Below are 25,721 nucleotides of genomic sequence, written 5' to 3' on the forward strand. Positions count from 1 at the left end.
TGATTGGATTCGGATCCTGCCTTCGAAAGACCTCTTGCTACCGCGGCAGCCCATCCGAACTGATCGATGAAGTGAAGGAGCCTCGGTGCAATGGCATCGGGTAGTGACTCATTGCCTGCGGTGGAAGACATCTCCTGAGATCGAGAAGGCCGACTCGTCGATCCACACGATGCTGAAATAGACCGGTGCCGGCTGGTAGGCGTTGACGTTCATTATGGTCAGGATGCCGCCATCCGACGATGGGTTCCAACTGCATGATCCGATCGCGCCAACCATGCCATTGGCCTCTATCTTGCACGTTTGCCCGACAACCATCGTCTCGCCCGCATCGCTGTCCCATATGCCGACCGGTGCCGGCGCGGATTGGGCAAGGGCGCAAGGGACGGACATCGCGATCGCGGCCATGCCGGCAAGAGCGGTGACGGAACAGCACAACCTTGTCAAAAGCGAAGTCAAGGTAACCTCCGGCTCACAATAGCGTTGCATCTGTCAAGGCGCCGCGCCGGCAAAAGAGCACCGACCCCCGCCCGGGGTCGGTGCCATATGCGCCCATTGGTGGTATCGAGGCCAGGCGAACCGTCCATGAAGCAGTCGCCCGGCCCTCACCTGAGGCGCACATTCCGCTACCCGCCGTTAGCCTCGCCCGTTACTTTTTCTTGTGCTTGAACAGGCGCGCCTTGCAGGACGCCGACAGCGCGTCCTTGTGGTCGGTCAGGCACTTGGGCGCGGCGCCCGTCGTGATCACGCCGCCACCGCAGAAGCGATTGGCATCGGCCGCGCAAGGGCCCTGCGTGGTGGTGTAGCGGGCGAACGCTTCGTTTGAGCTCACAAGAGCGACCGCGGCTATCATCACGGCATAGAAGATTTTCATTACAAGGCTCCCGACAAGAACACTGGATCCCCCAGTGCAGGGTTGGTTATGGATGGTTCCTGGAGCGGCGCGCTTTCATGGCCCGCATGCCGGCATCGTCACGGATGGTCATGCTGGCGGCCTGCGATCCTGGCGTGCTCGCTGCTGCCGCGGCGAAGGGGATTGGCGTCCATGCTCCAACCGCCCGCCGCTGCGTGCGACAGACAAAAACAGTCCTGCTTCCGTCCATCGACGACCGCCCCACTTCCCGCCAACGCAGGGATCCCTGCGGTTAATGTCCTGATGCGGGAATGACTAAGGCAGTTCGGACGCGGGCGCATCCTAGCTGAAAAGCGGAGGTGGAAAGCATGTCGCGCGCAAACGCAGCCACCGCCCCCACGGCAGGTCGCGCACTGGGATAGAAATGAACTAGAACAAAGGCTTGAATCGCATCGCTAAACGGATCCGGCCAACACCAGCAGCGCCACGGCTTCGCTGCGGCTGCGCGTGCCTGCCTTCTTCTTCACGTTCTCGATATGGTAGTGAACCGTGGCGGGCGCGATGCCCAGGATGATGGCGATTTCCGCATCCGTCTTGCCCGCCGCGACCCAGCGCATGCAATCCGCCTCCCTGGGTGTCAGCAGGATCGGTGAGCGATTGGTGAGACCAAACCCCACGGCTTCATAGGCCTTGTCATGCACCGCGAGCGCCATTGAGCGTATGATGGCTCTCTCCGCCGCATTCATCGTCACCGGCTTCAGGGAGGCGACCGAGACCAGCCCCTGGTAGCTGGAAGGCCCGTGGATCGGTATGCCCATGACCTCGGCCCAACCATAGGCTTTCGCCCCGGCGGTGACCGCGGCCCCCTCGACGGTAAAACTTCGTGCATCCACCATTTCGGTCCACAGGAACGGTGTCATGCGGCGGCGCGCCTCGAGGATCATGGGGTCGACCTCCATGAACCCGTTCGCCATGTAGGAATCGAACCAGTCCTTTGGCCAATTGTTGAAATAGAAGCGATAGGATCGCGAACCTCCGGCACCCGCCCAGGCGCCTCCCGCCGAGGCGGTGAAGCCGAAAACGCCGATCGCCTCGATGAAGCGCTCGATGACTTTGCCGACGTCGCCTTCCGCTGCGCAAAATTCGAGAAAGTCCTGCCCTGCCGCCGTCCGCATATGCTGCCCCCAAGCCACGCGGCAAATCTCCGCGATCCCATGCCAGCGCACAAGGCGTTTTCATCGAATTGAGCCCTCGCCGCCGAGCCCCGGATCGAATTGGCGCTTCCGCGTCACCCGCCCAGCCGAAACAGCCCAACGCCAATCACGCCAGCAACTTCACCGGCGCCTCCAACCCCTCCAGCAATGCGTCGCGAAACAGCGCGATCGGGCGGCCGAGCCGGCCGGCTGGCGGGCGATGCAGCATCCACGCCCGCACCCGCGGTTTGAAATCGGTGCAGTCGATGATCTCGACCTTGTCGCGCCACGGGCTGTCGGCGAAGGCTGCCGGGGTGACGAGGCCGATGCCATGGCCGCGCGCGACCAGCGACATGCGCAGATCCGCGCTCATCGCCTCGACCCCGACCTGGAAAGGCAGCCGTGCCGCCTCCAGCGTGTGGCGAATGAAGGCGCGGAAGCCGCAGCCATTCTCGTTCATCACCCAGGGAAAGCGCGAGAGAGTGGCGAGATCGACGGGCTTCGGCACGCCGAGACCAGGTGCGGCGACCAGCAGCACCGACTGTAGGCCGAGATCGTCACAGACCAGCTCGTCCGGCGGCTTGACGCCATCGGGAAGACAGACCGCGACCGCGTCGAGTTCGCTGCGCACCGCCTGCTCCACCAGCCGTGGCGACCAGCCGGACGTAATGCGCAAGGTGAGGTCCGGAAACGCCGCTCGCAGCCGGTCGAGCGGCAGCGCAAGCGCCGCATCCGACAGGTAGGGCATGATCCCCAGCCGGAACTCGCCGTTCAATTCGCCCTGCGGTGACACGCCGGCCTTGAGATCTTCAAGCGAACGCAGCACGCGCCTTCCATGCTCATAGGCCTGGCGCCCCGAGGCGGTCGGCTTCAGCGGCTTCGACTGGCGGTCGAGCAGCGCCGTCGCCAGCCCGTCCTCGAGGTTCTGGATGCGGCGCGTGACACCCGGCTGGGTGAGGTTGAGCCTGGCCGAGGCACCGACGATCGAGCCGGTTTCCACGACGGCGATGAAGGCTTCGAGATCATGGATATTCATGCGTATCTCGCATAATCATTATCGAATTGATTGAATTGTAGCATGATAATTCTTCGGCATAAAGTCGTCGCCCGATATGCAACCTTATTGAGGGCCTTATGCTCGACACCAATGACGGCCAATTGTGCGAGCGGCTGCCCGCCGGCACCATCACCGGTCCGCAGACGCTGCTTTTTGCCGCCTCTACCGGCATCATCGTCACCAATCTGTTCGCGCCGCAGACGCTGGTCGGGCTGATCGGCCCGTCGCTCGGCGCCAGTGCCGCGAGCGTCGGTCTCGTCGCCATGGCCACCCTGCTCGGCTATGCCGCCGGCCTGTTCTTCCTGGTGCCGCTGGCCGATCTCGCCGAGAACCGCGCCCTGATCCTGCGCATGCTCGTGGCGGCCGCCCTGGCGGCTGGCGTCGCCGCCTTCGCGCCCACCATCGCCTCGCTGCTGCTCGTCCTGTTCGTCCTCGGCGCCGCCTGTTCGGCGATCCAGATCCTGGTGCCGATCGCCGCCTCGATGGCGCCGCCCGGCGCGGCCGGCCGCGTCATCGGCGATGTGATGGGCGGGTTGATGATCGGCATCCTGCTCGCGCGGCCGCTGGCGAGCCTTGTCGCCGGCGCCTGGGGCTGGCGAGCCTTCTACGGCCTCAGCGCCGCCGCTCTGGTCCTGCTCGCCTGCGTGCTCGCCTTCACCTTGCCGCGCCGGCGCCCGGAGGCGAAGTCCTCCTACGGCGCGCTGATCGCCTCACTGTTCGACCTGCTGCGCGACGAGCCGATGCTGCGGCGCCGCGCGTTGACGGCGGCCCTGGTGATGGCGGCGTTCAGCCTGTTCTGGACGGCGGTTGCCTTGCGCCTGGCAGAGCCGCCCTTCGGCCTCGGCCAGCGCGGCATCGCGCTCTTCGCATTGGTCGGCGCCGGCGGTGCCGTTGTCACGCCGCTGTTCGGCCGCGCCGGCGACCATGGCTGGACCCGATCCGCCACCATCGTCTGCCATCTCGTGCTGATCGGCGCGATGGCGCTCGCCGCCTGGGCCGGCTCCTCCCGGTCCGGAGCTTCATGGCAAGCCTTGGCGTTGCTGGGCGCCAGCGCCGTGCTGCTCGATATCGGCGTCACCGGCGACCAGACGCTCGGCCGCCGCGCCATCAACCTGTTGCAGCCCAGGGCGCGCGGCCGCCTCAACGGCCTGTTCGTCGGCATTTTCTTCCTTGGCGGCGCCATCGGCTCGTTGCTGGCCGGCATGGCCTGGAGCTGGGGCGGATGGCCCTGTGTCTGTGCCATCGGCACGACGTTCGGCCTTGCTGCCCTGCTGGTCGACTGGATCGGCGGGCCGCAGTGACGGCCAGCCGGCTCAGGGAAACACGTTCACCTTGCGGACCTTCACCTCGGCCGATCCGTGGTTGTGACGGTAGAAGAAGTCGTAGACCCAAGGCAGGCCGAACACGGCATCGTTGACATAGACATAGAGCTCACCCGATGCCTTGGGCTTGATCTCGGCGGTCAGCTTCATGTTCGCGCATTGGCCGGGGATCACCGGCTCGACGGCATTGAGGACATACTCGTCATTGCCGAAGCGGCTGACGCGGGCGATGGGCTTGAAATAGGGCTCCGCCCACCAGCGTTTCATCAGCGTTCCCAGATAATGCGCGACGCTGCCGCTGGCGACGCCACGTGTATCGGCACAGGCTTTGTCCTTGTTCCCGTCTCCGTCGATCCATGGGTCCCCGGCAATGATGGACATCTCCACCTCGTAGCGAACCCCTTCCTGTAGCCAGTTGCCGGTGTCGCCGCACATGTCGGCGGTGTGGAGGAGATAGGGTGTCCCCGTCAGCCTTTCGCCTTCCGGCGGGTCGCCAAGCCCGGGTTTGGCGCAGAAGGCGCCCATCGAATCGGCGACCTCGAATGTGGCCTTGTTGACGGCAAACAGGATGAGGCCGATCGACAGGATAAGAAATACCGCCGGCAGCACAAGTTCCCTCAGCTTGTCGTAAACCCATTGGGCGAGCGGGTTCGTCCGCACGGCGCGGGCGAAGCGGAGCGAGACAGGGGTCGGCGCGACCCCGCGGCGCGGCCCCCTGCGGGTCAGCAGGAGATAGGCTGAGAACGAGCCGAGCGCCCCTGCGGCGAAGACCCAGCCGGTGTAGTAATTTCCGCCAAGCCACACGGCCAAGGCACCGATGCCGAAGCTGACCGCTCCCAACAGCGACGTGCGGCGATGCGCGTCATTCCTGCTTGATTGCAACATTGTCGCGCTGCGCCCGGCATTGACATTCCAGGCGGCCCGCGCACGGTCGTTGATACGCGTGCGCAACACGCCGTTGACCCAAAGGAGAATGCCAAGCAGCGCGGCCAGGATCGCGGCCGCCGGCGGATGATTGACCACCGCATCGATCCATGGCGCGGCAAAGCCGGGCAGCAAGCCGCTGACCAGGCCAAAGATCGGCCCGATGAGGCCGGAGGCGGACTTCCCGAGTTCACCGCCGACATCGAGCGTGACGTAGCCGGCAAACAGCGGAAACGCCAGGAACAGGACCCCGATCGACAACAGCGCATAGTACAGCCCACGGCGCCACCACACGGTGTCGCGCATCAGCTGCGCGCGTTCCAGGCGACCCTGCGAATGACCGCGGCCGCCGGCGGTCTTTTCGCCAGACGCCGACGCCTCGCCGATGTCGTTCTCCTGAAGCTTGCCCAGCGCTTCGCGGAAGTTGTTTTCCATGTCGGCCAGATCGCGCTTGCGTCCGGCCGGGAGCGGCAATTTGTCGATCGGGGCGGCCTCGCTCATCGGCGCCAGGCGATTGTCCGGCAGGCCGGTAAAAGGTATCCGTGCGCCGAGCGGCGACAGAACGTCGATATGTTCGGGCAGCGCGATCGGCGCGTAGTCGTCGCATCCCTTGGCCATCCGGATTATGACGCTCGCATCGACCAGCGGCTTTACGCCATGATTGATGCGCCGGCCGTCGCGCTCCATCAGATCCTGGGCGTCGCGCGGATGGTAGCGGTAAAAGACGCTGATGCCGGATCGCGAATCGTAGATGCGCCCCGCCTCGGACGCGTAGTCCCAATAGTCGGCGACCAGGTCCTTCTTGAATTGCAGCCCCTGCTCCGCGGCTTCGCCGATCATCCAGCACAGGGGTATGTGGGCAAGCCTGTCGTCCGGGTAGCCGCCGCCGACATTGGCATGGCAGCCGGCGAACCAGACCTGCAGCAGGCGTGGATCGGCCATTGCGGCGGCGCGTTCATTCCAGGGAATCGGAAAGAATGTCCGCCGTTCGTCGTCGATGCTGAAGGCCTGCCGGGCACAATCGACGGCACCGAGAAGGTCCCTGTTGGCGAATGTCATTGGCCAGACCCATTTGTCCACCGCCTTGGTCAACTCGTCGACCGGCAGGCCATAGGCGGAGACGGTGTCCCATACACCAATGAAGGCGACGCGGATCCTGGCGGCGGACCGGTCATCGTCATCCCCGGGTTTGACCTCGCTGTAGGGGCGGCTCCCCGTGATCTCATTCCAAAGGTCGACCGCCCTGTCGCGCACGAAGCGGGCGAACACGACCCAGGGCAGCGAGGAACCGAAGGCCTGGGGGCGGTATGCCCGATAGGTGGCGAGCGCGTTGCGGTCGAGTTCCTCTTCCGACTTGAAGTTGACCAGCCCTTCGCGGGCAATCATCCCGACCAGCACGCGAATGGTGAAGGCGCCGCGGCTGAAGCCGAAGGCGAAGATCCTGTCGCCCGGCTCATAGTTGAGACAGAGGAACTTGTAGAGCGCCAGCACGCGGCGCTTGACGCCGAAGCCGAGCGCCAGGCCGATGATCTCGAACGGCTTGAACTGCGAGGTGCCGACGCCGTCGCTGAACACGGCGATCTGGTCGCCCCCGGTGAGGTCCAGCGCCTGGTAGAGGCGCCAGACATTGGTCTTGAACGCCTTGGCGGCGCTGTTGCCGGTGCCGTCGGCGAAGACGACGATGTTCCTGCCCATCTCCTGCCCCCTCCAAGACCTACACTGCTGTGCTACTCCTGTTCGATCGCCGCGCTGCCGGCTTCAGGCTGTCAATCGACCGCGCCGCTGATATCCAGCCTGCGCAAAGCTCGCCCCTTATCCTGTCCTGCGAAGGGCAATGGACATGCAGCGCCTGCGCGCCGGATCCGGGAATGAGGCAGCCAGGGCCAGAAGTCTCCTGGCGATCGCCTGGTTTTCACTCGAACCCCCAGTTCGTTGGCGTCACTATCCAACAACCACGGGCGGCGTGCAAGTTGAGGCAGTAAAATCGCCGCTTTGACTTCGTTGAGCGGGAAATCGACTGGAATAGAACCTGACAGGATCTTTCTGGACGGCCTCTAGGCACGAATTTCCGGGTTTCCCCAAGCAAACGGCGCCCCTCGCCATAACAGGGCAATATCTTTCTTCAGAACCGCGTCGAGAAGCTTGCCTTGAAGGCATTCTCCATGGCCCCGGAGGCGAACTGGCCGTCATAGGTGAAGCCGAGCCGGCTCGCCTGGCCGATGGCGACGTCGATGCCGGCCTGCAGCGCCAGCGCGTCCCTCGCGATCGGCACGCCGGTCACCGTGAAGGCGTCCCCGCCGGCGAAGGACAACCGCGCCGCCGGCAGGTCGGCGAAGGCATGCCGCCAGCCGAGCGAGGCACGCGCTTCGAGCGCCGAGCCGCCGACCGTGAACGTCCGCGACAGCCGCGCGCCGAGCGTGGTGAAGGTGGCGTCGTTATCTATGCCCTCGGAAGCAAGGGCCGCCGCGCCGCCCTCTTCGCCAAAGCCGTTGGTCGAGAGGTGGACATAGGCGAGCCCCGCGAAAGGCTCGACCTTCATCGCGCCGACATCGAAGGCGCGCGATGCCTCGCCGAACACCTGCACGGTGCTGGCGCCGTAGCTGGCCTTCAGCTGGTCGCTGAAGCCGGAGAAGGCCGGATCGCGCGTGGTGTCGATGTCGTGATGGCTGTAGCCGGCGCCGAACTTCAATTGCACGCTGTCGACCATGCCGCCGCCATAGGCGGCCAGATGCACGCTGGTGATTTCGGCCGAGGAGGCGCGATCGTCGACGTCGAGCGAGGTGACGCTGATGCCGCCGAGGAAACCGAGCGTCCAGCCGTCGGCCACCGTCGCGTCGACACCGGCAAAGAAGGCGCCGGTGCTGGCGTCGACATCGGCGGCATTGCCGTCGCTGTCGAGCGAGCGCGCGAGACCGGCGCCCTGCATCCAGAAGCCCCGCGCCCCGGGATTGGCGATTGCGGCCCCCGTCCGCGCAAGTGCGGCGTCGCGCAGCAGCCGGCTTTCGTCGAGCAGCAGGCCGGACACGGCCGCATGCACCTCGCCCGACAGCTGGTCGAAGGCAAAGCGTGCGCCGTCGGCCGAAAGCGGGGCGACGGCATTGTAGACCGGATTGCCGGCGCCGAGCGCCTCGATGCCGCCGGCCGCCGCGCTCTGGTTCGGCGTTTTGGCCACGGACGAGAAGTCGACCGCGTTGCGGGTCAGCGTCAGCACGACGTTGTTGCCGTCGCCGCCGGTGTAGATCACGTCGGGCGTCAGGAAGGCGTAGACATGGCTGATCGCGGCGAACTGTCCGGTCACCGCGCCGGCGCCCTGATTGTCGATGATCGTGTAGGACTGGCTCGGCTGCCAGCCGGTGCCGGTCAGCTCATGCAGCGCAAGCGTGCCGCCGGTCAGGTCGACAGTGCCCGTCACCACGACCTTGTCGGCACTGGCCGTGTCGACCTCGATGTCGAGCGTGCCGGCCAGCTTGTAATTCCCGTTGATGGTCTGCGTGCCGATCGAGGCGCCGGGCGCATGATGGCCGCCGGCCTGGATGGTCACCGTGCCGCCGGCCACGCCTCCGATCGAGCCGTTGCCGCCAAGCGTGGCTCCGCTCGCCACCACAAGATCGGCCGAGCCCAGCGAGCCGTCGACCTGCAGGATACCGGCATTGACCGTCGTCGTGCCGAGATAGGTATTGGCGCCGGACAGGATGAGCTTGCCGGTGCCGTCCTTGGTGAAGTTGCCCTTGGCCAGCGCACCGCCATCGGAAATCACGCCCGAAATCGTCTCGTCGAGATTGAGCGCGCCAACTTTGAGCGTATGCGCACCGAGAAGGATGTCGCCGCCACCGGACACCGAGCCCAGCGAAACGCAGTTGCACAGGCCCGCCGCGTCGAAGGTCGAGAGATCGACCTTGCCGCCGGCCTGGTTGACGATCCTGGCCGCATTGGACGCATTGTCGCCGCGGAACGCCGTGCTGCCGCCGCCCTGGTTGGTGATGACGGCCGAACCGCCACTGCTGCCGGCCAGGAACACCGTCTTGCCGTCACCCTGGTTGGTGATCGTGGACGTGCCGGCGCTCGACTGGTTGTCGAACACGACCGAACCGTTCTGCGTCGAGATCGACAGGCTGCCGGCGCTGACCGGGCCGGCGAAGCGCAGAACAGGCTTCAGCGTTGCCGCCGGCGCGCCGGCCACCGAAACCCCGCCGGTGCCGAGCGCGCCATTGGCCGCCGCAACGAGTTCGCCCTCCTTGATGGTCGAGCCACCCTGATAGGCGTTGGCCACGCCCAGCGTAAGTGAGCCGTCGCCGAGCTTGACGATGCCGCCCGTGCCGGAGATGCCGACATTGACGATGGCGTTGTTGACGCTGGCCCCCGGATCGGCGGCGACGATGATTTCGGTGGCCGCCGAATTGGAGACCAGCGCGCCGCCCGCACCGGCTGCGAGCGTGTAGGTCCAGTCTGTCGGATGCGAGACGAACCGCAGGCCGGTGAAGGTCTGCGCACCGACCACCGTCACTGTGCCCGGCGTGCCGGCGAACACCGCTTTCTGGCTTGCCCAGGCGGCGTTGATGTCGCCGGCCGCATTCGTCCAGTTGGTGCTGGAGGAATCCCAGGTGCCGCTGCCGCCACGCCCGTTGGCGACAACGCCGGGCGTCATGTTGGCGCCGTCCCAATATTGTTCGCCGGCGCCGGTCGCCACCAGAAGGTTGACCGCGCCGCCACCGCTCTGGATCGACCAGTCGCCGGGGTTGAAGCCCGGCGGCACGTTGCCGATCACCAGGCCGTTATTGGTGAAGGCGCCGCCATAATTGGCGATGCGGTAGGTGCCGTTGCCGAAGCCGCCGGCATCGCTCACCGACAGCTTGCCGTCCAGCGTCAGCGCGCCGGTAACATCGAACAGCGGCGTGGTGCTGGCCGCGCCCAGCGAGACGTTGAGGTTGGAGGTGTCGTTGAGGCTGAGCGAGGCCATGGTCAGCGTTTGCCCGGCGACACCGAGAAGCGTGCCGCCATTGGCGATGGTGGTGGCGCCCAGCGATCCGGTGCCGCCGAGCGTGCCGCCGGAATTGACATGGAAAGTGCTCGAGGCCATCGAGCCGTTGACCAGAAGTGTGCCGGCATTGACGTTGGTGACGCCGGAAAAATTCTTGTTGCCGCTGATGGTCAGCGCACCGCTGCCTTGCTTGGCAAAGGTGCCGGTGCCGTTGATCTGGCCTTGGTAGAGCGTGTCGGCCGACGCGCCTGCGGTCAGCGTGCCCGTCCGGATCTCCAGCCGGCCATAACCCGAGAGATCGCCGACCGTCTGGTTGAAACCGTTTAGGTCCAGCACACCGCCACTGCCGATGATCGCGCCCGTCGTCAGCAGCCGGTCGTTGCCGCCCAGGATCAAGCTGCCGAAAGTCAGCTTCGTGCCACCTGTATAGGTCTGCACGGTGTTTAGCGTCAGCGTTCCGTTGCCCGACTTCTCGAAGCTGCCCTCACCCGAGATGACGCCGGAATAGGTAGGCGTGGCGTTGGAATAGAACAGCAGCCGGCTGTGATTGACATAATCTCCGGTTAGCGTGCCGTTGCCGAAGATGCCGCCCACGTTCAGTTGTCCGCTGTTGATCGTGGTGCCGCCGCCGTAGCTGTTGGCGCCGGTCAGCGTCGACGTGCCGGTGCCGTTCTTCATCAGTTGGCCGTTGCCGGAGATGACGCCGGCATAGCCGAGGCCGAAATCGCTGGAGCGGTCGATGATCAGCGTGCCGTTGTTGGTGACATTGCCGGTGATGCTGCCCGTCGTGCCACCATTTCCGAGTTGCAGCACGGCGCCCGGGGAAATGGTCGTCACCGGCGTGTAGGTGTTGTCGGCGGTGAAGATTGTGGTGCCTGATATGATGTTGACGGCGCCGGGCCCATTGCCGTCGAGCTTCGGCGCGAACACGTAATTGCTGGACGTATGGTTGAAATTGACCGCCTGAGGCGCAACGGCGGTGCTGACGAAAATGGCCGTCGAAGCCTCGAGCGTGCCCGGCGCCGCCGCGGGGCTCGCGGCCGCCGCGCCGATGTTGATGGTGCCCGAGGAGCCGGCGATCCCGCCGATGCCCACGCCACCCGTGCCGCCATTGACCCTGACCACTCCGCCGTCGGCGATGGTCAGCACGCCCTTGCCGGCACCGCCCACGACCAGTCCCTGCGAGGCGTTGGCCGGAGCGCCGAGCGTGTCGCTGATCGTCCACAGCGAACCCGCGCCCGTCACCGTAACCGTGTCGGACGTGGCTGCCGTGGCATCGCTGGCGCTGGCGATGATGGTGTAGCCGGTGTTGAGGTTGCCGCCTCGGGACACGGTCACCGTGGCCGTCGAATCGGCGGCGTTGCCCAGATAGAGCCTATAGGGGGTAGTGAAGCTGGAACCCGAGCCATCGATGTTGATCGCCGCCTTGGAATTGGCCGCGTTGGCGATGCGGGCATCGCCGGAGAGGTAGCTGCCGGCGGTGGAATCGATCACCACCGTGCCGCCGGCAAGCACATTGAGCTCGGAGGTCTGGGTGGTCGAACCCATCGCCAGCGGTATGTTGTTGTAGACGCCCGTGATCTTCCACTGCGAGCCCGCGCCGGTGACGGTCGCCGTGCCGTTGAAGATCCTGGCGGCTGTGTCGGAGCCGGCCGCGTAGGTGGTGGTGAGCTTGCCGCCATTGGACACGGTCAGCGTGCCGGTCGCCGTCTGGCCGACAACCAGATTGCCGGTCGACCACGAGGCTCCGCCCGAGACGGTGGCGGTGCCAGTGCCGGTCGTGCCGACATTGCCGCCGACATAGGTGCGGATGGTCGTTGCCGTGGCGTTGTCGAGCAACTGGAAATCGCCCTTGCCGGTCGCGCCGATGACGAACTGGGTGGCTATGGATCCATTCATGGTGAAATCGGAACCGCTGCCGGTGACGATCAGCTGGCCGTCGGCGAGCGCGGAACTTTCGCCGATCATGACATTGCCGGTGGACAAAAGCTTGCCGCCGGCCTCGACCCGGACGCGGCCAATAGCGCCGGCATCGGCCGAGATCGACAGGAAAGTGTTCGTCCATTGCGAACCGGCGCCGGTGATGGTGACCGTGCCCGAGGAGGACGGATTGTTGGCGACGACACTGCCGGCGCTGGTGATCTTGCCGCCGCCCGACACGGTCAGCGCGCCGGTGCCGAAGTCACCGACGATGAGGTAGTTGCCGCCCACCGATAATGCGCCGGCACCGGTGACGACGAGCGCGCCGTTCGAGCCGGCCGAGCTGCCGATAGTGACGGTCTGGGCGGCCGCTCCGGCGGAGCTGATGGTCGCCGTGTTGACGCCGGCGCTGTTGATGGAGAGCTGGTCGCTGGCGGTCGGCAGCGAAGATGGCGTCCAGTTGCCTGATGTGAACCAGTTGCCCGAGCTTGACCCGTTCCAGGTCAGCGACGCGCCCAGCGCCAGGGACGAACTGGACAACAGGAGCGCCGCCAGCCCCAGCGCAAGCGAGGCACGCCGGCCTGCCATCGGTCGACGGCCTGCCATCGGTTGATTGTCCATTCCGCCCCTGCCCCATCGCCTGCGGACCGGCCTTCGGCCCGCGCACATCCCCTCGGGCACACCGGCCGGTGGCCCTCCGAAACGCTAGAGGCGTGCGCCGATCGTCGATACCGGCAGTTAGGGACAGATGCGGGCAATTCAGGACATCGGGGCGTCCGCCGGCTCGCGATTGCCGTCACGGCGCTGTCGCCGGGACAGAATCGCTCCCTTGTCGCGCCGATCGGGAATCGGCGATCGGCGCGCCGCCCGCGGAAACCGGGAACGATATTGCCGGCAAACTGTTTTAGTCCTTGCCGGAGGATGCCATGAACGACGCGTCGGCAAAGCCTGCTGGCCCCGCCCTTTCATCGACGGAGCGCGTGAACACGCTGTCGCATTTCCACCGTGCCGAGATCGCGCGCATGGCCGGATGGCGCGATCGTCTGGACAGGACGACGAACTGGGCGATCACCGTCGTGGCGGCCATGCTGTCGGTGTCGCTGTCGACGGCCAGCGCCCATCATGGCGTGCTGCTGTTTGCCATGCTGCTGATCCTGCTGCTCTTGTGGATCGAGGCGCGCCGTTATCGGTTCTTCGACTTCTACCGGGCACGCGTGCGCCAGTTCGAACGCCACTATTTCGCGCAGATATTCTCTCCGCAGCCCGACTTCGCCTCGGATTGGCTGCTCATTGTCGGGGAGGGTCTGCGTGCGCCGAAGTTCCTGTTGTCGCAGCGTGCCGCCCTGGCGCGCCGTCTGCGCCGGAATTACATCTACCTGTTCCTCATCCTGCTGCTGGCCTGGGTGCTGAAAATATCGACACCCAGCCTTCAAACTGTCGGCGTCAGGACCGGCTTTGTCGGCTCGCTGCGCGAGGCGGTCGACAGCGCCGCCCTCGGTCCCATTCCAGGCGTCGCCATCGTCGCGATCGTGGCCGCGTTCTATGTGGGACTGCTCGCCATCGTGCTTTTCGCGGCGGGCGACGACGGCGAACTCTCGTTCGGCGATGTCCATGTCTGAGTTCGATGGCTGAGGCCACGCGGCTGCAACGCAAACACCGGTCGCGCGTTGTGAGGGTCAGCCCGCCGCAGCGCATCTTGAGGGATCCATGAACCGTCAACCGGCTACAAGGTCACACGGCATCGTGGCCGCCCTTCTGCCGGCCCTTGTCGTCCTGGCGCCGGCAAGCCAGGCGTTGGCCGCGCAACCGGCCGGACATGCGTCGGGCATGGGCGGCTCGGCCGAAGGAGTGTTCGTCGCCGAGATCGTTCTTCTCCTGCTGGTCGGCCGGGGGCTGGGCGAAATCTTCCAGCGCTATGGCCAGCCGGCGATCATGGGGCAGTTGATCGGCGGCATCCTGCTCGGGCCATCGCTGTTCGGCTGGATATGGCCCGACGCCCAGCACCTGATCTTCTCCAACGACCCGGCGCAAAAGAGCATGATCGATGCCGTCTCCCAGCTCGGCATCCTTCTCCTTCTGCTGCTGACCGGCATGGAGACGGACCTGCGCCTGGTGCGCCGGGTGGGCGCCGCCTGCTTCTCGATCTCGATCACGGGCGTCGTCGTACCCTTCGCCTTCGGCTTCACGCTGGCGCAGTTCCTGCCCGACTCGCTCTTGCCGGACCCGACGCAACGCGTCGTCGCCGGGCTGTTCATCGGCACGGCGCTGTCGATCTCCTCGGTCAAGATCGTCGCCATGGTGGTGCGTGAGATGAACTTCATGCGCCGCAATCTCGGCCAGGTCATCATCTCCTCGGCCATTATCGAGGACACGATCGGCTGGCTGATCGTCGCCGTCACCTTCGGCATCGCCACCAATGGCAGCTTGCAGGTCCTGCCGCTCGTCACCACGGTGGCCGAGGTGGCGCTGTTCATGGTGTTTTCCTTCACCATCGGCCGCCGCCTGGTGTTCACGCTGATCCGCTGGAGCAATGACTACTTCCGCAGCGAATACGCCGTCATCACGGTCATCCTGATCATCATGGGCGTGATGGCGCTGATCACCAACCTGATCGGCGTCCATACCGTGCTCGGCGCCTTCGTCGCCGGCATATTGGTCGGGGAATCGCCGATCCTGTCCGATCACATCGAGAGCCAGCTGCGCGGCGTCATCACGGCTCTGTTCATGCCCGTGTTCTTCGGCATGGCCGGCCTCTCAGCCGACCTCACCGTGCTTACCGACCCGACGCTGGCGTTGCTGACGCTTGCGCTGGTGGCGATCGCCAGCGTCGGCAAGTTCGGCGGCGCCTTCCTCGGCGGCCGGCTGGCCCGCATGTCGCTGAAAGAAGCCACCGCCGTCGGCAGCGCCATGAACGCGCGCGGCTCGACCGAGGTGATCGTCGCAAGCATCGGCCTGTCGATGAATATCCTGTCCCACAATCTGTTCACAATGATCGTCACCATGGCCGTCATCACCACGCTCGCCATGCCACCCATGCTGCGCTGGGCGCTCGGCCGCCTGCCCGTCAACGATGCCGAGAAGCAGCGCGTCGAGCGCGAACTGCTCGACGAGCGCGGCTTCGTCTCCAGGCTGGAGCGCCTGCTGCTGCTGGTGGACGACAGCCCGGCCGGCAAGTTCACGGCTTACCTCGCAGGCCTGGTCGGCGGCGGCAGCGGCATGCCGACCACGCTGCTTCATCTCCAGGATGGCAAGCTCGCCCGGCAGGTCAACGACAAAGGTCCGGAGCGCGCGTCCAGGGAAGTCAAGAAGGGTGCCGCCAGGAGTGCGAAGGCCGTCAGCAAGGCCGAGGACACGCCTGTCGACAAGGTCCATCTCACAGCCCGCACCGAGCTTGAAGCCAGCGCCGAGACAATCGCGGCGGAAGCTCGCAAGGGCTATGGGCTTCTGCTGGTGGGGCTGGAGAACACTCTGAGCGACAAAGGTACCTTCAGCGGCGCGCTGAAGGACATCAGCAGTGGCTTCGACGGCCCGCTCTGCCTCGTGCTGAACGGCGCCAAAGCCAATGGAAAGATGCCCGTACTGCGCGCCGGAACGACGATACTGGTCCCCGTCAACGGCACCGAGGTCGCGCGCCGCGCCGCCGATTTCGCGCTGGCGCTGGCGCGGCCGCACCGGGCCCGCGTCAAGGTGCTCTATGTCTCGCAAGCCAGGCAGGGCAACCGGCCCGGCTCGGTTTCGCACCGCCGGGAGGAAGCCGTACTCAAGGACGTCGCCGATCTCGCGGACCGCTACGGCGTCGCCGTCGACACCGCGATCCGCACCCGGGCCACGGCGGACAGATCGATCGCCAGGGAAGTGGCCAAAGGGGCCGCCATGGTGGTGATGGGTGTCACCCAACGGCCGGGCGAGGAGCTGTTCTTCGGCGACACAGCGACAGCGGTACTGGCCGCGGTCGCCTGCCCGGTCGTGCTTCTGGCCAGCGAACGCGTCAAGCGGGCTGACGCCAACACCGAGGAGACGGCAGCCGAAATCAGCCCCTGAAACACCTCGGCCGAGGTGCCGGAACCTATATGCCGAAGAACTGCCGCCCGATCATGTAGCCCAGCGCGGCCACGACGAGCGGGAACAGCGCCGGCGCGGCCTTGCTGAAGAAGGACGCTTTTGTGTCCTTGGGCGGCACATAGCGTGCATTGCCGAGATTCTTGGTCATTGCGTACCCCGCGCTAAACCAATCAGTTTCGCGCATGTCGTTATCCCGAAACCGCCACGCGGTTTCGGTGGACATGCATTAGAATGCACTTATTAACAGCATGGCCGAATTAACGGCCTGCAAAGAAATTAGATCAAATAGCCGGCTTTCCCTCCTCGATCCGACAACCCTGTCGAAGGAAAATCGACAGGCACCGGGAACCGAATGGCTTGTCCCGGGGTTGTGGCGATCGGGGAGGAAATGCCTGTTCACGTCTTGCCAGATGCTATCTGTCATGGCCACGGTCGCGCCCGCGCCGCGATGTCGTGCGGGCCGCCACGAAGCGAACGATCCACGGAATCTGACACGTTAGCCAGACCAATCGACCCTCGAGCAACGCCGACCGATCCAGGACTCCATGCCGCAAACCAGCACAGCGACCGTAGGCAATCCCCACCTCGCTTTCCTGTCGGGCGGCGGAGAGCTTGGCCGCCTGATCGCCGCCTTCGACTGGGCCTCGACGTCGATCGGACCGATCGGGGGCTGGCCGCAGAGCCTGAAGACAGCGATCTCGCTGATCCTGCGCTCCAGGGTGCCGATCGTCATGCTGTGGGGCGAGGACGGCGTCATGATCTACAATGACGGCTATTCGGAATTCGCCGGCGGCCGCCATCCGCAATTGCTCGGCTCGAAAGTGCGGGAAGGCTGGCCCGAGGTGGCCGACTTCAACGACAACATCATGAAGGTGTGCCTGGGCAAAGGCGGCACGCTTGCCTATCGCGAACAGGTGCTGACGCTGAACCGCACCGGCAAGCCCGAGCAGGTCTGGCTCGATCTCGACTACTCGCCTGTGCTCGACGAAAGCGGCGAACCGGCCGGCGTCATCGCCATCGTCATCGAGACGACCGCCAAGGTCGCCGCCGAGCGCTGGCGCGCCGGCGAGCGCGACCGCCAGCGCCAGATGTTCGAACAGGCGCCGGGCTTCATGGCCATGCTGTCCGGTCCGCAGCATGTCGTCGAACTGACCAACGCCGCCTATATGCAGCTTGTCGGCCACCGCGACATCATCGGCCTGCCGATCCGCCAGGCCTTGCCGGAGATAGAAGGCCAGGGCTTCTTCGAACTGCTCGACCAGGTTTTCACCAGCGGTGAGGCATTCATTGGCTACGCCTTGAAGGCGGAGTTGCAGCGCACACCGGGCGCGGCGATCGAAGACCGCTTCATCGACCTTGTCTACCAGCCGGTGCGCAACCCCGCGGGCGAGGTGTTCGGCATCTTCGTGCAAGGTGTCGACGTCACCGAACGGCTGATTGCCGAACAGGCGCTGCGCCAGAGCGAAGCGCAGTTCCGCACCTTCGCCGAGGCAATGCCCAACCACGTCTGGACGGCCACGCCGGAGGGACTGCTCGACTGGTTCAACCCGCGTATCTACGATTATTCCGGCGCCAAGCCGGGCGAACTTGACGGTCGTGGCTGGGCCGATATCGTACACCCCGACGACATCGTCGCGGCCTCGGAAAAGTGGCAACGGACGGCGGCCGCCGGCACATTCTATGAGACCGAGTTCCGGCTGCGTCGCAATGACGGCATCTATCGCTGGTTCATCGCGCGCGCAGTTCCGATCCGCGATACCGACGGCGCCATCCTGCGCTGGATCGGCACCAACACCGATATCGACGACCAGAAACAGGCGGCCCAGGCCCTGCTGCAGAGCGAGCGTCGCTTGCAGTTGTCGCAGAATGCAGCCGGCATCGCGGCACTCGAACTCGACATCCCCACCGGAACCGTGGTTGGCTCCGAGGGCTTCTGGGGTCTCTGGGGGCTTTCGCCGCGCGACAGCGTGCACATCTCCGTGCTGGAAAACATCGTCATTCCCGCCGACAAGGACGTCCGCTCCAACCCGGAAACGCGTGAGAAGGGCACCGCCGTGCCGGCGGTGGAGTACCGCATCCGGCGGCCCGACACCGGCGAGTTGCGCTGGCTGTCGCGCCACATCGATTTCGTCCACGACGAGAACGGCAAGCCGGTCAAGATGTTCGGCGTCATGCAGGACGTTACCGACCGGCGCGAGGCACAGGCGCGGCAGGAGCTGCTGACCCATGAGCTCGAACATCGCATCAAGAACATCCTGGCGATGGTCGCGGCCATCGCCTCGCAGACGCTGCGCAATACCGACATCGCCACGGCAAGCGCCACCTTCAACGAGCGTCTGCGCGCACTGGCCAACGCCCATGACATCCTGAACAAGACCCGCTGGACCAGCGCCTCGATCCGCGAGGTGGTCGACAACACCGTCGCCACCTTCCCGCTCGAACAGATATCGATTTCCGGCCCGGCACTGCCGATCAATCCCAAGATGGCGCTGACGCTGGCGCTCGCCGTCAACGAACTCGCCACCAACGCGCTGAAATATGGCGCGCTGTCGACAACGGACGGCAAGGTGGCGATCGAATGGTCGCTGCAGCCATCGCAAGACAAGCCCAGCGATATCAGGCTGATCTGGCGCTGGCGCGAGAGCGGCGGTCCGCCGGTAACGCCGCCCAGCCGGCGGGGCTTCGGCCGCTTCCTGATCGAGCGGGTCTTCGGCACCGACTTCGGCGGAACCGTGCGGATCGACTACCACCCCGACGGCGTTGAATGCGTGTTGAACGCACCGGCACCCCAGTTGCCGACAGCACCGTACTGACTACATAGGGCATGCCATGACCATTCAGACCCCCGCCACCGTCCTCGTCGTCGAAGACGAAGCTTTTCTGCTGTTCGCCATCGCCGACGAACTGCGCGAGGCGGGGTTTGGCGTGCTGGAGGCAAGCAATGCCGACCAGGCGATCAGCCTGCTGGAGACACGTCAGGACATCAGCATCCTGTTCACCGACATCGACATGCCGGGATCCATGGACGGGCTGCGCCTGTCCGCCGCCGTGCGCGACCGCTGGCCTCCGGTCAAGATCATCATCACCTCAGGCAAGCAACAGCCGGCCAGGGACGCGATGCCGAGCGGCGGCGTCTTCCTGCCCAAGCCCTATGCGCCGGCGGCGGTTGCAGCGACAGGGGTTGCTGGACTAGTTCGCTACTCCGAGACAAAGCAACCCGAAGGGCTGCTTTGCACTCCAGCTGTGCGCAAGAGCTGTCCTTAAGCGCCCCGGAACCATCCTTTCGTCATCTGAAGCTATTGAAGCTACTCCGAGCCACGAATTTCCAACGGCGACGCCTGAGCTTGGAACAGGTCGATCGGACAGGGAGAGAATACCCAAACGCATGTGCCATAGGCCGTAACGAAAGAGATCATCAGGGCGGTCAAGACGGATAAACGGTGCATGATAGCGTTGGGCCTCTTTGTTGCAGACCCGTGCACAACCCACTGCAACCTGATCGGTTCTCCATAAAATATTTACCTTGTTGGAATGGTTTACGAATAGTTTCGAAGGCTGGCTGAGGCCAACCTCCACCAACTGTAGCGGCGATAGGTCTGGCCTACGCGACGGTCGGCTACGGCCTACTTATCGCTGTTTTCGAACGCCCCGATACCCTGCGCGATGAGATTGGTGGCCATCACCAGCGAGATGATGGCGGCCGAATTGAACACCACCACCCACCATTTGCCGCCGGTCAGGAAGCCGTAGCCGTCTGCGATCGCCAGCCCCCAGTCGGCCGATGGCGGCTGGATGCCGAGGCCGAGGAAGCTCAGCGTCGCGATCGAGAAGAAGGCGTAGCCGAGCCGGGTGATCAGTTCGATCAGGATGGTTTCCCGCACATTGGGCAGGATTTCCAGGAACATGATGGCCAGCCGTCCTTCGCCGGCGAGCCGCGCGGCGCTGACATAGTCGCGCTCGCGCTGCTCGCGCGCTGCGGTGCGCACGGTGCGCGCAACCAGCGGCGCATAGGCAAGTCCGATCACCGCGATGACGGTGAGGTTGGATGGGCCGATCGCCACCAGCGCCATCGTCACCAGCACGATGAAGGGCAGCGACATGACGGCGTCGAGCAGCCGCGCGCCAACGGCATCGACCAGGCCGCCAAAGGTGCCGAGCACGAGCCCGATGATGCTGCCCGCCGTGACGCCCGCCAGTGTCGCCAGCGGCGCCACCAGGAGGATGTCGCGCGAGCCGACGATGATGCGTGAAAGCACGTCTCGCCCAAGCTGGTCGGTGCCGAACCAGTGCACCGCGTCGGGCGGCGTCATCATCGACAGGAAATCCTCGGCATAGGGGTCGAACGGCACGAATTGCGAACCGAACACCGCGCAGGCGACCCAGAACAGAAGCACCACCGAGCCGATCACCGTCGACGGCGCGGCGTCAGGCAGAAGGCCACGCAGCCGGCCGATCCAGGAAAGCCGGATGTCGCTACGCACGGGAGACTGCGCGAGGTCGGTCATGGCGCGCTGCGCCGGCGCTGGCGCGGATCGAGCAGCGCCTGCAGGAGGTCGCCGATCGCCGCCGTCGACACGAAAATTGTCGCCATCACCAGCACGCCGGCCTCGAGCATCGGGAAATCGCGCGCCTTGGCGGCACTCAGCACCAGATTGCCGAGACCCTGTATGCCGAACAGCGCCTCGATCACCACCAGCCCGCCGAGCAGAAAGCCGCTCTGCGTGGCGATGACGGCCACCGTCGGCACCAGCGCGTTGCGCAGCACATGCTTGAACAAGATTTGCGACGGGCTCAGACCCTTGAGGATCGCGGTGCGCGTATAGTCCGCCGCGCGCGCCTCGATCACCCCTGCCCTGGTCATGCGCGCGACATAGCCGATCAGGTTCAACACCAGCGGCAGCGCCGGCAGGATGAGATAGTAGCTGGACGTCCAGAAGCCGGCCCCATCAGGCGCGGTGCCGGTGATCGGAAACCAGGCCAGCCACAGGCCGAAGACCATCAGCAACAGCAGGCCGGAGACGAAGTCCGGCACGATGCTCAGCGAAACGCCGGTCAGCACGATCAGGCGGTCGACAAGGCTCCCCGAGCGCAGGCCCGCGACGACGCCGGAGCCGATGCCGACCGGCACCAGGAACAAAAGCACGACGCCGGCCAGTGCCGCGGAATTCTTGATGCTGGACAGAACGAACGGCGCCACCGGCGCCCGCATCGACAGCGAGTCGCCGAAATCGCCTGAGATAGCCCGGCTGAACCAGTGCCAGTATTGGGCAAGGATCGGCTGGTCGGTGCCGAGCTTGCGATTGAGTTCGGCGACCGCCTGCGCATCGGCGAACGGGCCGAGCATGACACGGCCGACATCGCCGGGCAGCACCTGCCCGGCGAGGAAGACCAGCGCGCTGACCAGCCACAGCGTCAGCAGCAGCGAGCCTGCGCGTGCGGCCAGAGGCCGGACGATCGCCATCGAGGCGATGCCGTTCAAACGAACGACACCTTGTCGAGCAGCAGGTGCGAGATGGCGGTGAAGCGCACGCCTTCGACCTTCGAGGAGACGATGCGGCTGTATTGCGAGAAATAACCGATGATCAGCGGCGTCTCGTCGAGCAGCAAGGTCTGGATCTTGCCGGCGGCCACGCGTTGCGCCTGCAGGTCGCGCGCCTTGCCGTAGTCGGCCAGCAGCGCATCATAGTCGGGGTTATTGAAATGCGCCGCGTTCCAGGCGCCCGAACTCTTCAGCGTCGCGTTGAGGAAGATGTCGGGTGTGCCGCGATGGCCGAAATCGGTGATGCCGAGATTGGAATCCAGCCATGGCGAGCTGCCGAATGTCGCCGAGCCGTAATAGGCATCCTGCGGCAGCACGTTGAGCTTGATGTCGATGCCGGCCTTCTTGGCGAAGTTCTGGATCAGAACGGCATAGTCGGGAATGTCGTAGGCACGCTCGGTGGTCAGCGTCACCTCGAAGCCGTTGGGCACGCCGGCCTCGCCAAGCAGCCGCTTGGCCTCCTCGATGTCCTGCCTGCGCTGCGGCACGGACGGATCGGCCGAGGGGAAGATCGGCGCGAATGGGGTGTCGTTGCCGACGATGGCGCGGCCCTTCAACAAGCCCTTGACCACGGCCTCGCGGTCGATGGTGAGCGCCAGCGCGCGGCGCACGCGCTTATCGGTGAACGGCGCCTGGTCGGTCCGCAGATGCACTTCGTCATGCGAGCTTGCCTGCACGCTGAGCAGCTTGAAGTTGGGATTGCCCTCGATCGCCAGTTCCAGCCGCGTGGTGGAGGGGATGACGTCGAGCTGGCCCGCCTGCAGCGCCAGCACCTGTGCCTGCTCGTCGTCGAAGAACTTGATCTCGACGCGGTCGGGCAGTGCCTTGTCGCCCCAATAATCGGGGTTGCGCACGAAGCTGGCACCTTGCTTGGGACGGAAGGAGTCCAGCTTGAACGGGCCGGTGGCGTTGAAGTTCTTCTCGAAATCGCCGGCATAATCGGCCGGCAGGATGACGGCATTGTAGACGTCGGAGGAGACATAGAACGGGAAGTTGCTGTTCGACTGGTCGAGATCGAAGGCAACGGTTTCGTCGTCGACGATCTTGGCGCCGCCCTTGGAGAGGATGCCCTTGTAGGCCGACAAGGCGGACGAGCCGCTGGCCGGATCGACAAGCCGCTCGAAGCTCGCCACCACATCCTTTGCGGTGACGGTGCGGCCATCATGGAATTTCACGCCTGGCCTGAGCTTGAAGGTCCAGCGCTTGGCCGTCTCGTCGGCTTCCCACGAGAGCGCAAGCTTCGGCTGCAGCCCATCCTTGGGGTCGTCGAGGATCAGATATTCACCCACCTGACTGATCACCCCGATGCTGGCCGGGTCGGTCACCGTGACGGGATCGATCGCCTTGGTCGGCTGGCCGAGACCGACGCGGACCGTGCCACCGGCTCCCGCAGCGCGTGCCGCGCCTGGCGTGAACAGCCCCTGCGAGGCGGCAAAGCCGGTGAGGCCGAGAAGTGCTGCGTATTTCAGGAGGTCGCGGCGCTTGAGGAAGCCTTGCGCATACTCGTCCACCGCGACATTCCAGATGTCGCCTGTGTGGTCACGTCCAGCCTGGTTGCGCAGCAAATCGATATCGGACCGTTTCGTCATTTTTTCTCTTTCTTGAATTGGATGATGGGCATGAATGGTGGGAAAGCCGCCGTCAGGCGGGCTGGCCGTCGAGATGGATGCGGTCGACCGCTTGCGGATAGAAGGCGATCAGGCCCTTGATCTTGGGCATCTCATCGATCGGGTCGCGGTAGGTCCAGGCAATGTCGGGGCGAACCGAACCGTCCTTCAACAGACCCGACCAGTAGGAAGCGATGCCCTTGTAGGGACATCGCGTCGTCGAATTGGACGCCGTCAGCCGCTCCAGCCTTATATCCTCCGCTGGCAGGTAGAAGCGCGTCGGCAGATGGGTCTCGAACAGCAGCACCGGGCGCTTGCTGTCGGCGATGATGTCGCCATCGAACCAGACCTGGACATGGCTGGAACTTTGCAGCACGTCGATGCGCGCATAGGGGTCGCGGGCGTGGACGAAGACTTCCTCTTCCTCCTCGAACCACTGGTCGACCGCCTTCCAGGTGAAGGCGATGCGGCCGGCGAGCGGCGAAAGGTTTTCGTCCGGCGGTGCTGTGAACGACCACGCCGCATTGGCGGCACGCCTGTCGCCGCTGTCGATGTCCCAATAGGCGGTCTCGCCGCCGACGGCGTGCGGCTCGCGATGCAGCGACGGCTTCAGCACCGACGGATCGACCGAGGACGGCGGGAAGAAATAGATCGGCAGGAAATGGTTGGAGCGCAGCACCAGCACATTGCGGCTGTCGGCGATGGTGCGGCCGCCAAACTTGACGCGCACCCGCTTGGGGCTGTGCAGGACGTTGACGAGACGCGGAGCGGTGGCTTCGCGAGGCTGAAGGTTCGGTGCCGCGGTCATGGCCATTCCCCTCAGGACACGGCGCGCGCATTGGCGCGCTGCTCGGCGAAGCGGTTGGCCGGGCGGGCGAGCCCGAAGCGGTCGCGCAAGGTGCCCGGCGCATATTCGGTCGGCACCAGCCCACGGCGCTGCAGCTCCGGCACCACCTGTTCGGCGAAGTTCACCCAATCCTCGGGCAGCAGCGGGAACATCAGGTTGAAACCGTCGGCGGCTCCCGAGACGAACCAGTCCTCGAGCTGGTCGGCGATCTGCTTCGGCGTGCCGGCGACCGTCGGCACCGAGCCGCTGTTGGCGAGCTTGCGGGCGATGTCGCGCAGGCTGAGATTCTGCTTCGACCATTGCTTGACGCGGTTGAGCGAGGTACGCCCGCCATTGAAGGTGCTCTCGTCCGGCAGGGGCGGCAGCGGGCCATCCGGCGGGTAGGCCGACAGGTCGATGCCGCTCCAGCTCGACAGAAGATCGATGCCGACCTGGTCGGGAAGCAGCGTCTGCAGATACTCCTGCTTGTCGCGTCCTTCCGCCTCGGAGGCAGCGACAACAGGCAGGATGCCGGGCAGGATCTTGAAGCTTTCCGGCCGCCGGCCGTGGCGCGCCAGCCGCTCGTTGATGTCCTGGCGGTATTTGATGCCGTCTTCCCTGGTGCTGTAGATGGCGAAATGCGCATCGGCCTGGGCAGTGGCGAAATTCTTGCCGTCCTCGGACGAGCCGGCCTGGACGATCAGCGGATGGCCCTGTGGCGGCCGCGACACGTTGAGCGGCCCGCGCACCTTGAAGTGCTTGCCTTTGTGGTCGATCGGATGGACCTTGTCCGGGTCGGCGAAATAGCCCGTCTCCTTGTCGATCAGGAGCGCTTCGTCCTCCCAGCTGTCCCACAGCGCCTTGACGATATCGAGGAACTCGCCGGCCCGCTCATAGCGGAAGGCGTGCTCGATATTGCCGTCGCGGCCGAAATTGCGCGCCTCCTCGTCCATGGCCGAGGTGACGACGTTCCACGACGCCCTGCCCTTGCTGATATGGTCGAGCGAGGCGAACAGGCGCGCCACATTATAGGGCTCGCTGTAGGAACTCGACGCCGTGGTGATCAGGCCGATATGCTTGGTCACACCGGCCAGCGCCGACAGCAGCGTCAGCGGCTCGAGACGCGCATTGGCGTAGTGCGCGACGCCGCTCTTCACCGAATCCCAGATCGACACATGGTCGGCGACGAAGATGGTGTCGATCCTGGCCCGCTCGGCCGCCTGCACCAGCTCGCGATAATAGTCGAAATCGAGCACTTCGCGGCCTGGCGCGCGGGGGTGGCGCCATGCCATGCGATGGTCGCCCTGCGGGTTGAAGAAGAACGCGCTGAGGATCATGTGCGACATCTGGATACCCTTCCCTGCGGATGCGGAAAAACGCCGGAGCCGCGGCCTGTGGCCGTGCCCCGAAAATCTTCCAGTCAGCGAAAGTTAGATTGCGCTC

The 25,721-nt window shown here is 65.3% G+C and carries 17 protein-coding genes; 5 read left to right on the top strand and 12 right to left on the bottom strand.

Annotated features, from left to right (window positions below; genetic code table 11):
* Positions 1 to 108: 108 nt before the first annotated feature.
* The 4 genes from FJ977_RS21440 to FJ977_RS21455 all read right to left on the bottom strand — a co-directional run bounded on the left by FJ977_RS21440 (position 109) and on the right by FJ977_RS21455 (position 3,079).
* Positions 109 to 456: a hypothetical protein gene (locus FJ977_RS21440; RefSeq protein WP_140774194.1), complete on the bottom strand. Its 348-nt coding sequence runs from the start codon at positions 454 to 456 to the stop codon at positions 109 to 111.
* 190 nt (positions 457 to 646) lie between these two features.
* Positions 647 to 871, bottom strand: a complete 225-nt coding sequence (locus FJ977_RS21445) for a hypothetical protein (RefSeq protein ID WP_140774195.1) — start codon at positions 869 to 871, stop codon at positions 647 to 649.
* Between the two features lie 434 nt (positions 872 to 1,305).
* Entirely contained in the window at positions 1,306 to 2,043 is a 738-nt protein-coding gene (locus tag FJ977_RS21450) for a LuxR family transcriptional regulator (protein ID WP_181179998.1), read from the bottom strand.
* Positions 2,044 to 2,170: 127 nt separating this feature from the next.
* Positions 2,171 to 3,079 (bottom strand): LysR family transcriptional regulator, encoded by a 909-nt coding sequence (locus FJ977_RS21455; protein ID WP_140774197.1) that lies wholly within the window; start codon positions 3,077 to 3,079, stop codon positions 2,171 to 2,173.
* A gap of 98 nt (positions 3,080 to 3,177) precedes the next feature.
* Between FJ977_RS21455 and FJ977_RS21460 the strand changes: the two genes are divergently transcribed.
* On the top strand, positions 3,178 to 4,401 hold the full coding sequence (locus FJ977_RS21460; RefSeq protein WP_140774198.1) for an MFS transporter: 1,224 nt from the start codon (positions 3,178 to 3,180) through the stop codon (positions 4,399 to 4,401).
* Positions 4,402 to 4,413: 12 nt separating this feature from the next.
* Here FJ977_RS21460 and FJ977_RS21465 read toward each other — a convergent pair whose 3' ends face one another.
* Complete coding sequence (locus FJ977_RS21465) at positions 4,414 to 7,041, bottom strand: DUF2235 domain-containing protein (RefSeq protein ID WP_140774199.1); 2,628 nt, start codon at positions 7,039 to 7,041, stop codon at positions 4,414 to 4,416.
* A gap of 427 nt (positions 7,042 to 7,468) precedes the next feature.
* Positions 7,469 to 12,832: an autotransporter domain-containing protein gene (locus tag FJ977_RS21470; RefSeq protein WP_181179999.1), complete on the bottom strand. Its 5,364-nt coding sequence runs from the start codon at positions 12,830 to 12,832 to the stop codon at positions 7,469 to 7,471.
* Between the two features lie 338 nt (positions 12,833 to 13,170).
* On the opposite strand from FJ977_RS21470, the gene FJ977_RS21475 reads away from it, so the two are divergent.
* A complete protein-coding gene (locus FJ977_RS21475) occupies positions 13,171 to 13,863 on the top strand; it encodes a DUF2270 domain-containing protein (RefSeq protein ID WP_140774201.1) in 693 nt (230 codons plus the stop codon).
* Positions 13,864 to 14,071: 208 nt separating this feature from the next.
* Entirely contained in the window at positions 14,072 to 16,285 is a 2,214-nt protein-coding gene (locus FJ977_RS21480) for a cation:proton antiporter (RefSeq protein ID WP_140774728.1), read from the top strand.
* Positions 16,286 to 16,310: 25 nt separating this feature from the next.
* On the opposite strand, the gene FJ977_RS21485 is transcribed toward FJ977_RS21480, so the two are convergent.
* Positions 16,311 to 16,454, bottom strand: coding sequence for a hypothetical protein (locus tag FJ977_RS21485; RefSeq protein ID WP_140774202.1), 144 nt, complete (start codon positions 16,452 to 16,454; stop codon positions 16,311 to 16,313).
* Positions 16,455 to 16,851: 397 nt separating this feature from the next.
* On the opposite strand from FJ977_RS21485, the gene FJ977_RS21490 reads away from it, so the two are divergent.
* Entirely contained in the window at positions 16,852 to 19,119 is a 2,268-nt protein-coding gene (locus tag FJ977_RS21490; protein WP_140774203.1) for a PAS domain S-box protein, read from the top strand.
* A gap of 16 nt (positions 19,120 to 19,135) precedes the next feature.
* A complete protein-coding gene (locus FJ977_RS21495) occupies positions 19,136 to 19,570 on the top strand; it encodes a response regulator (RefSeq protein ID WP_246683239.1) in 435 nt (144 codons plus the stop codon).
* Between the two features lie 359 nt (positions 19,571 to 19,929).
* Here FJ977_RS21495 and FJ977_RS21500 read toward each other — a convergent pair whose 3' ends face one another.
* The 5 genes from FJ977_RS21500 to FJ977_RS21520 are packed head-to-tail and all read right to left on the bottom strand — an operon-like array spanning position 19,930 to position 25,624.
* Entirely contained in the window at positions 19,930 to 20,811 is an 882-nt protein-coding gene (locus tag FJ977_RS21500; RefSeq protein WP_140774204.1) for an ABC transporter permease, read from the bottom strand.
* Positions 20,808 to 21,767: an ABC transporter permease gene (locus FJ977_RS21505; protein ID WP_140774729.1), complete on the bottom strand. Its 960-nt coding sequence runs from the start codon at positions 21,765 to 21,767 to the stop codon at positions 20,808 to 20,810. Before FJ977_RS21505 ends, FJ977_RS21500 begins: the two co-directional genes overlap by 4 nt.
* A 14-nt stretch (positions 21,768 to 21,781) precedes the next feature.
* Positions 21,782 to 23,434 carry an ABC transporter substrate-binding protein gene (locus FJ977_RS21510; RefSeq protein WP_140774205.1) on the bottom strand — a complete coding sequence of 551 codons (1,653 nt, stop codon included), beginning with the start codon at positions 23,432 to 23,434 and terminating at the stop codon, positions 21,782 to 21,784.
* Between the two features lie 52 nt (positions 23,435 to 23,486).
* A complete protein-coding gene (locus FJ977_RS21515) occupies positions 23,487 to 24,260 on the bottom strand; it encodes a DUF427 domain-containing protein (RefSeq protein WP_140774206.1) in 774 nt (257 codons plus the stop codon).
* Between the two features lie 11 nt (positions 24,261 to 24,271).
* Positions 24,272 to 25,624, bottom strand: a complete 1,353-nt coding sequence (locus tag FJ977_RS21520) for an LLM class flavin-dependent oxidoreductase (protein ID WP_181180000.1) — start codon at positions 25,622 to 25,624, stop codon at positions 24,272 to 24,274.
* Positions 25,625 to 25,721: the final 97 nt, after the last annotated feature.

Origin of the sequence: Mesorhizobium sp. B2-1-3A (assembly GCF_006442655.1) — a bacterium.
In the GTDB taxonomy this organism is placed as follows: Bacteria; Pseudomonadota; Alphaproteobacteria; order Rhizobiales; family Rhizobiaceae; genus Mesorhizobium.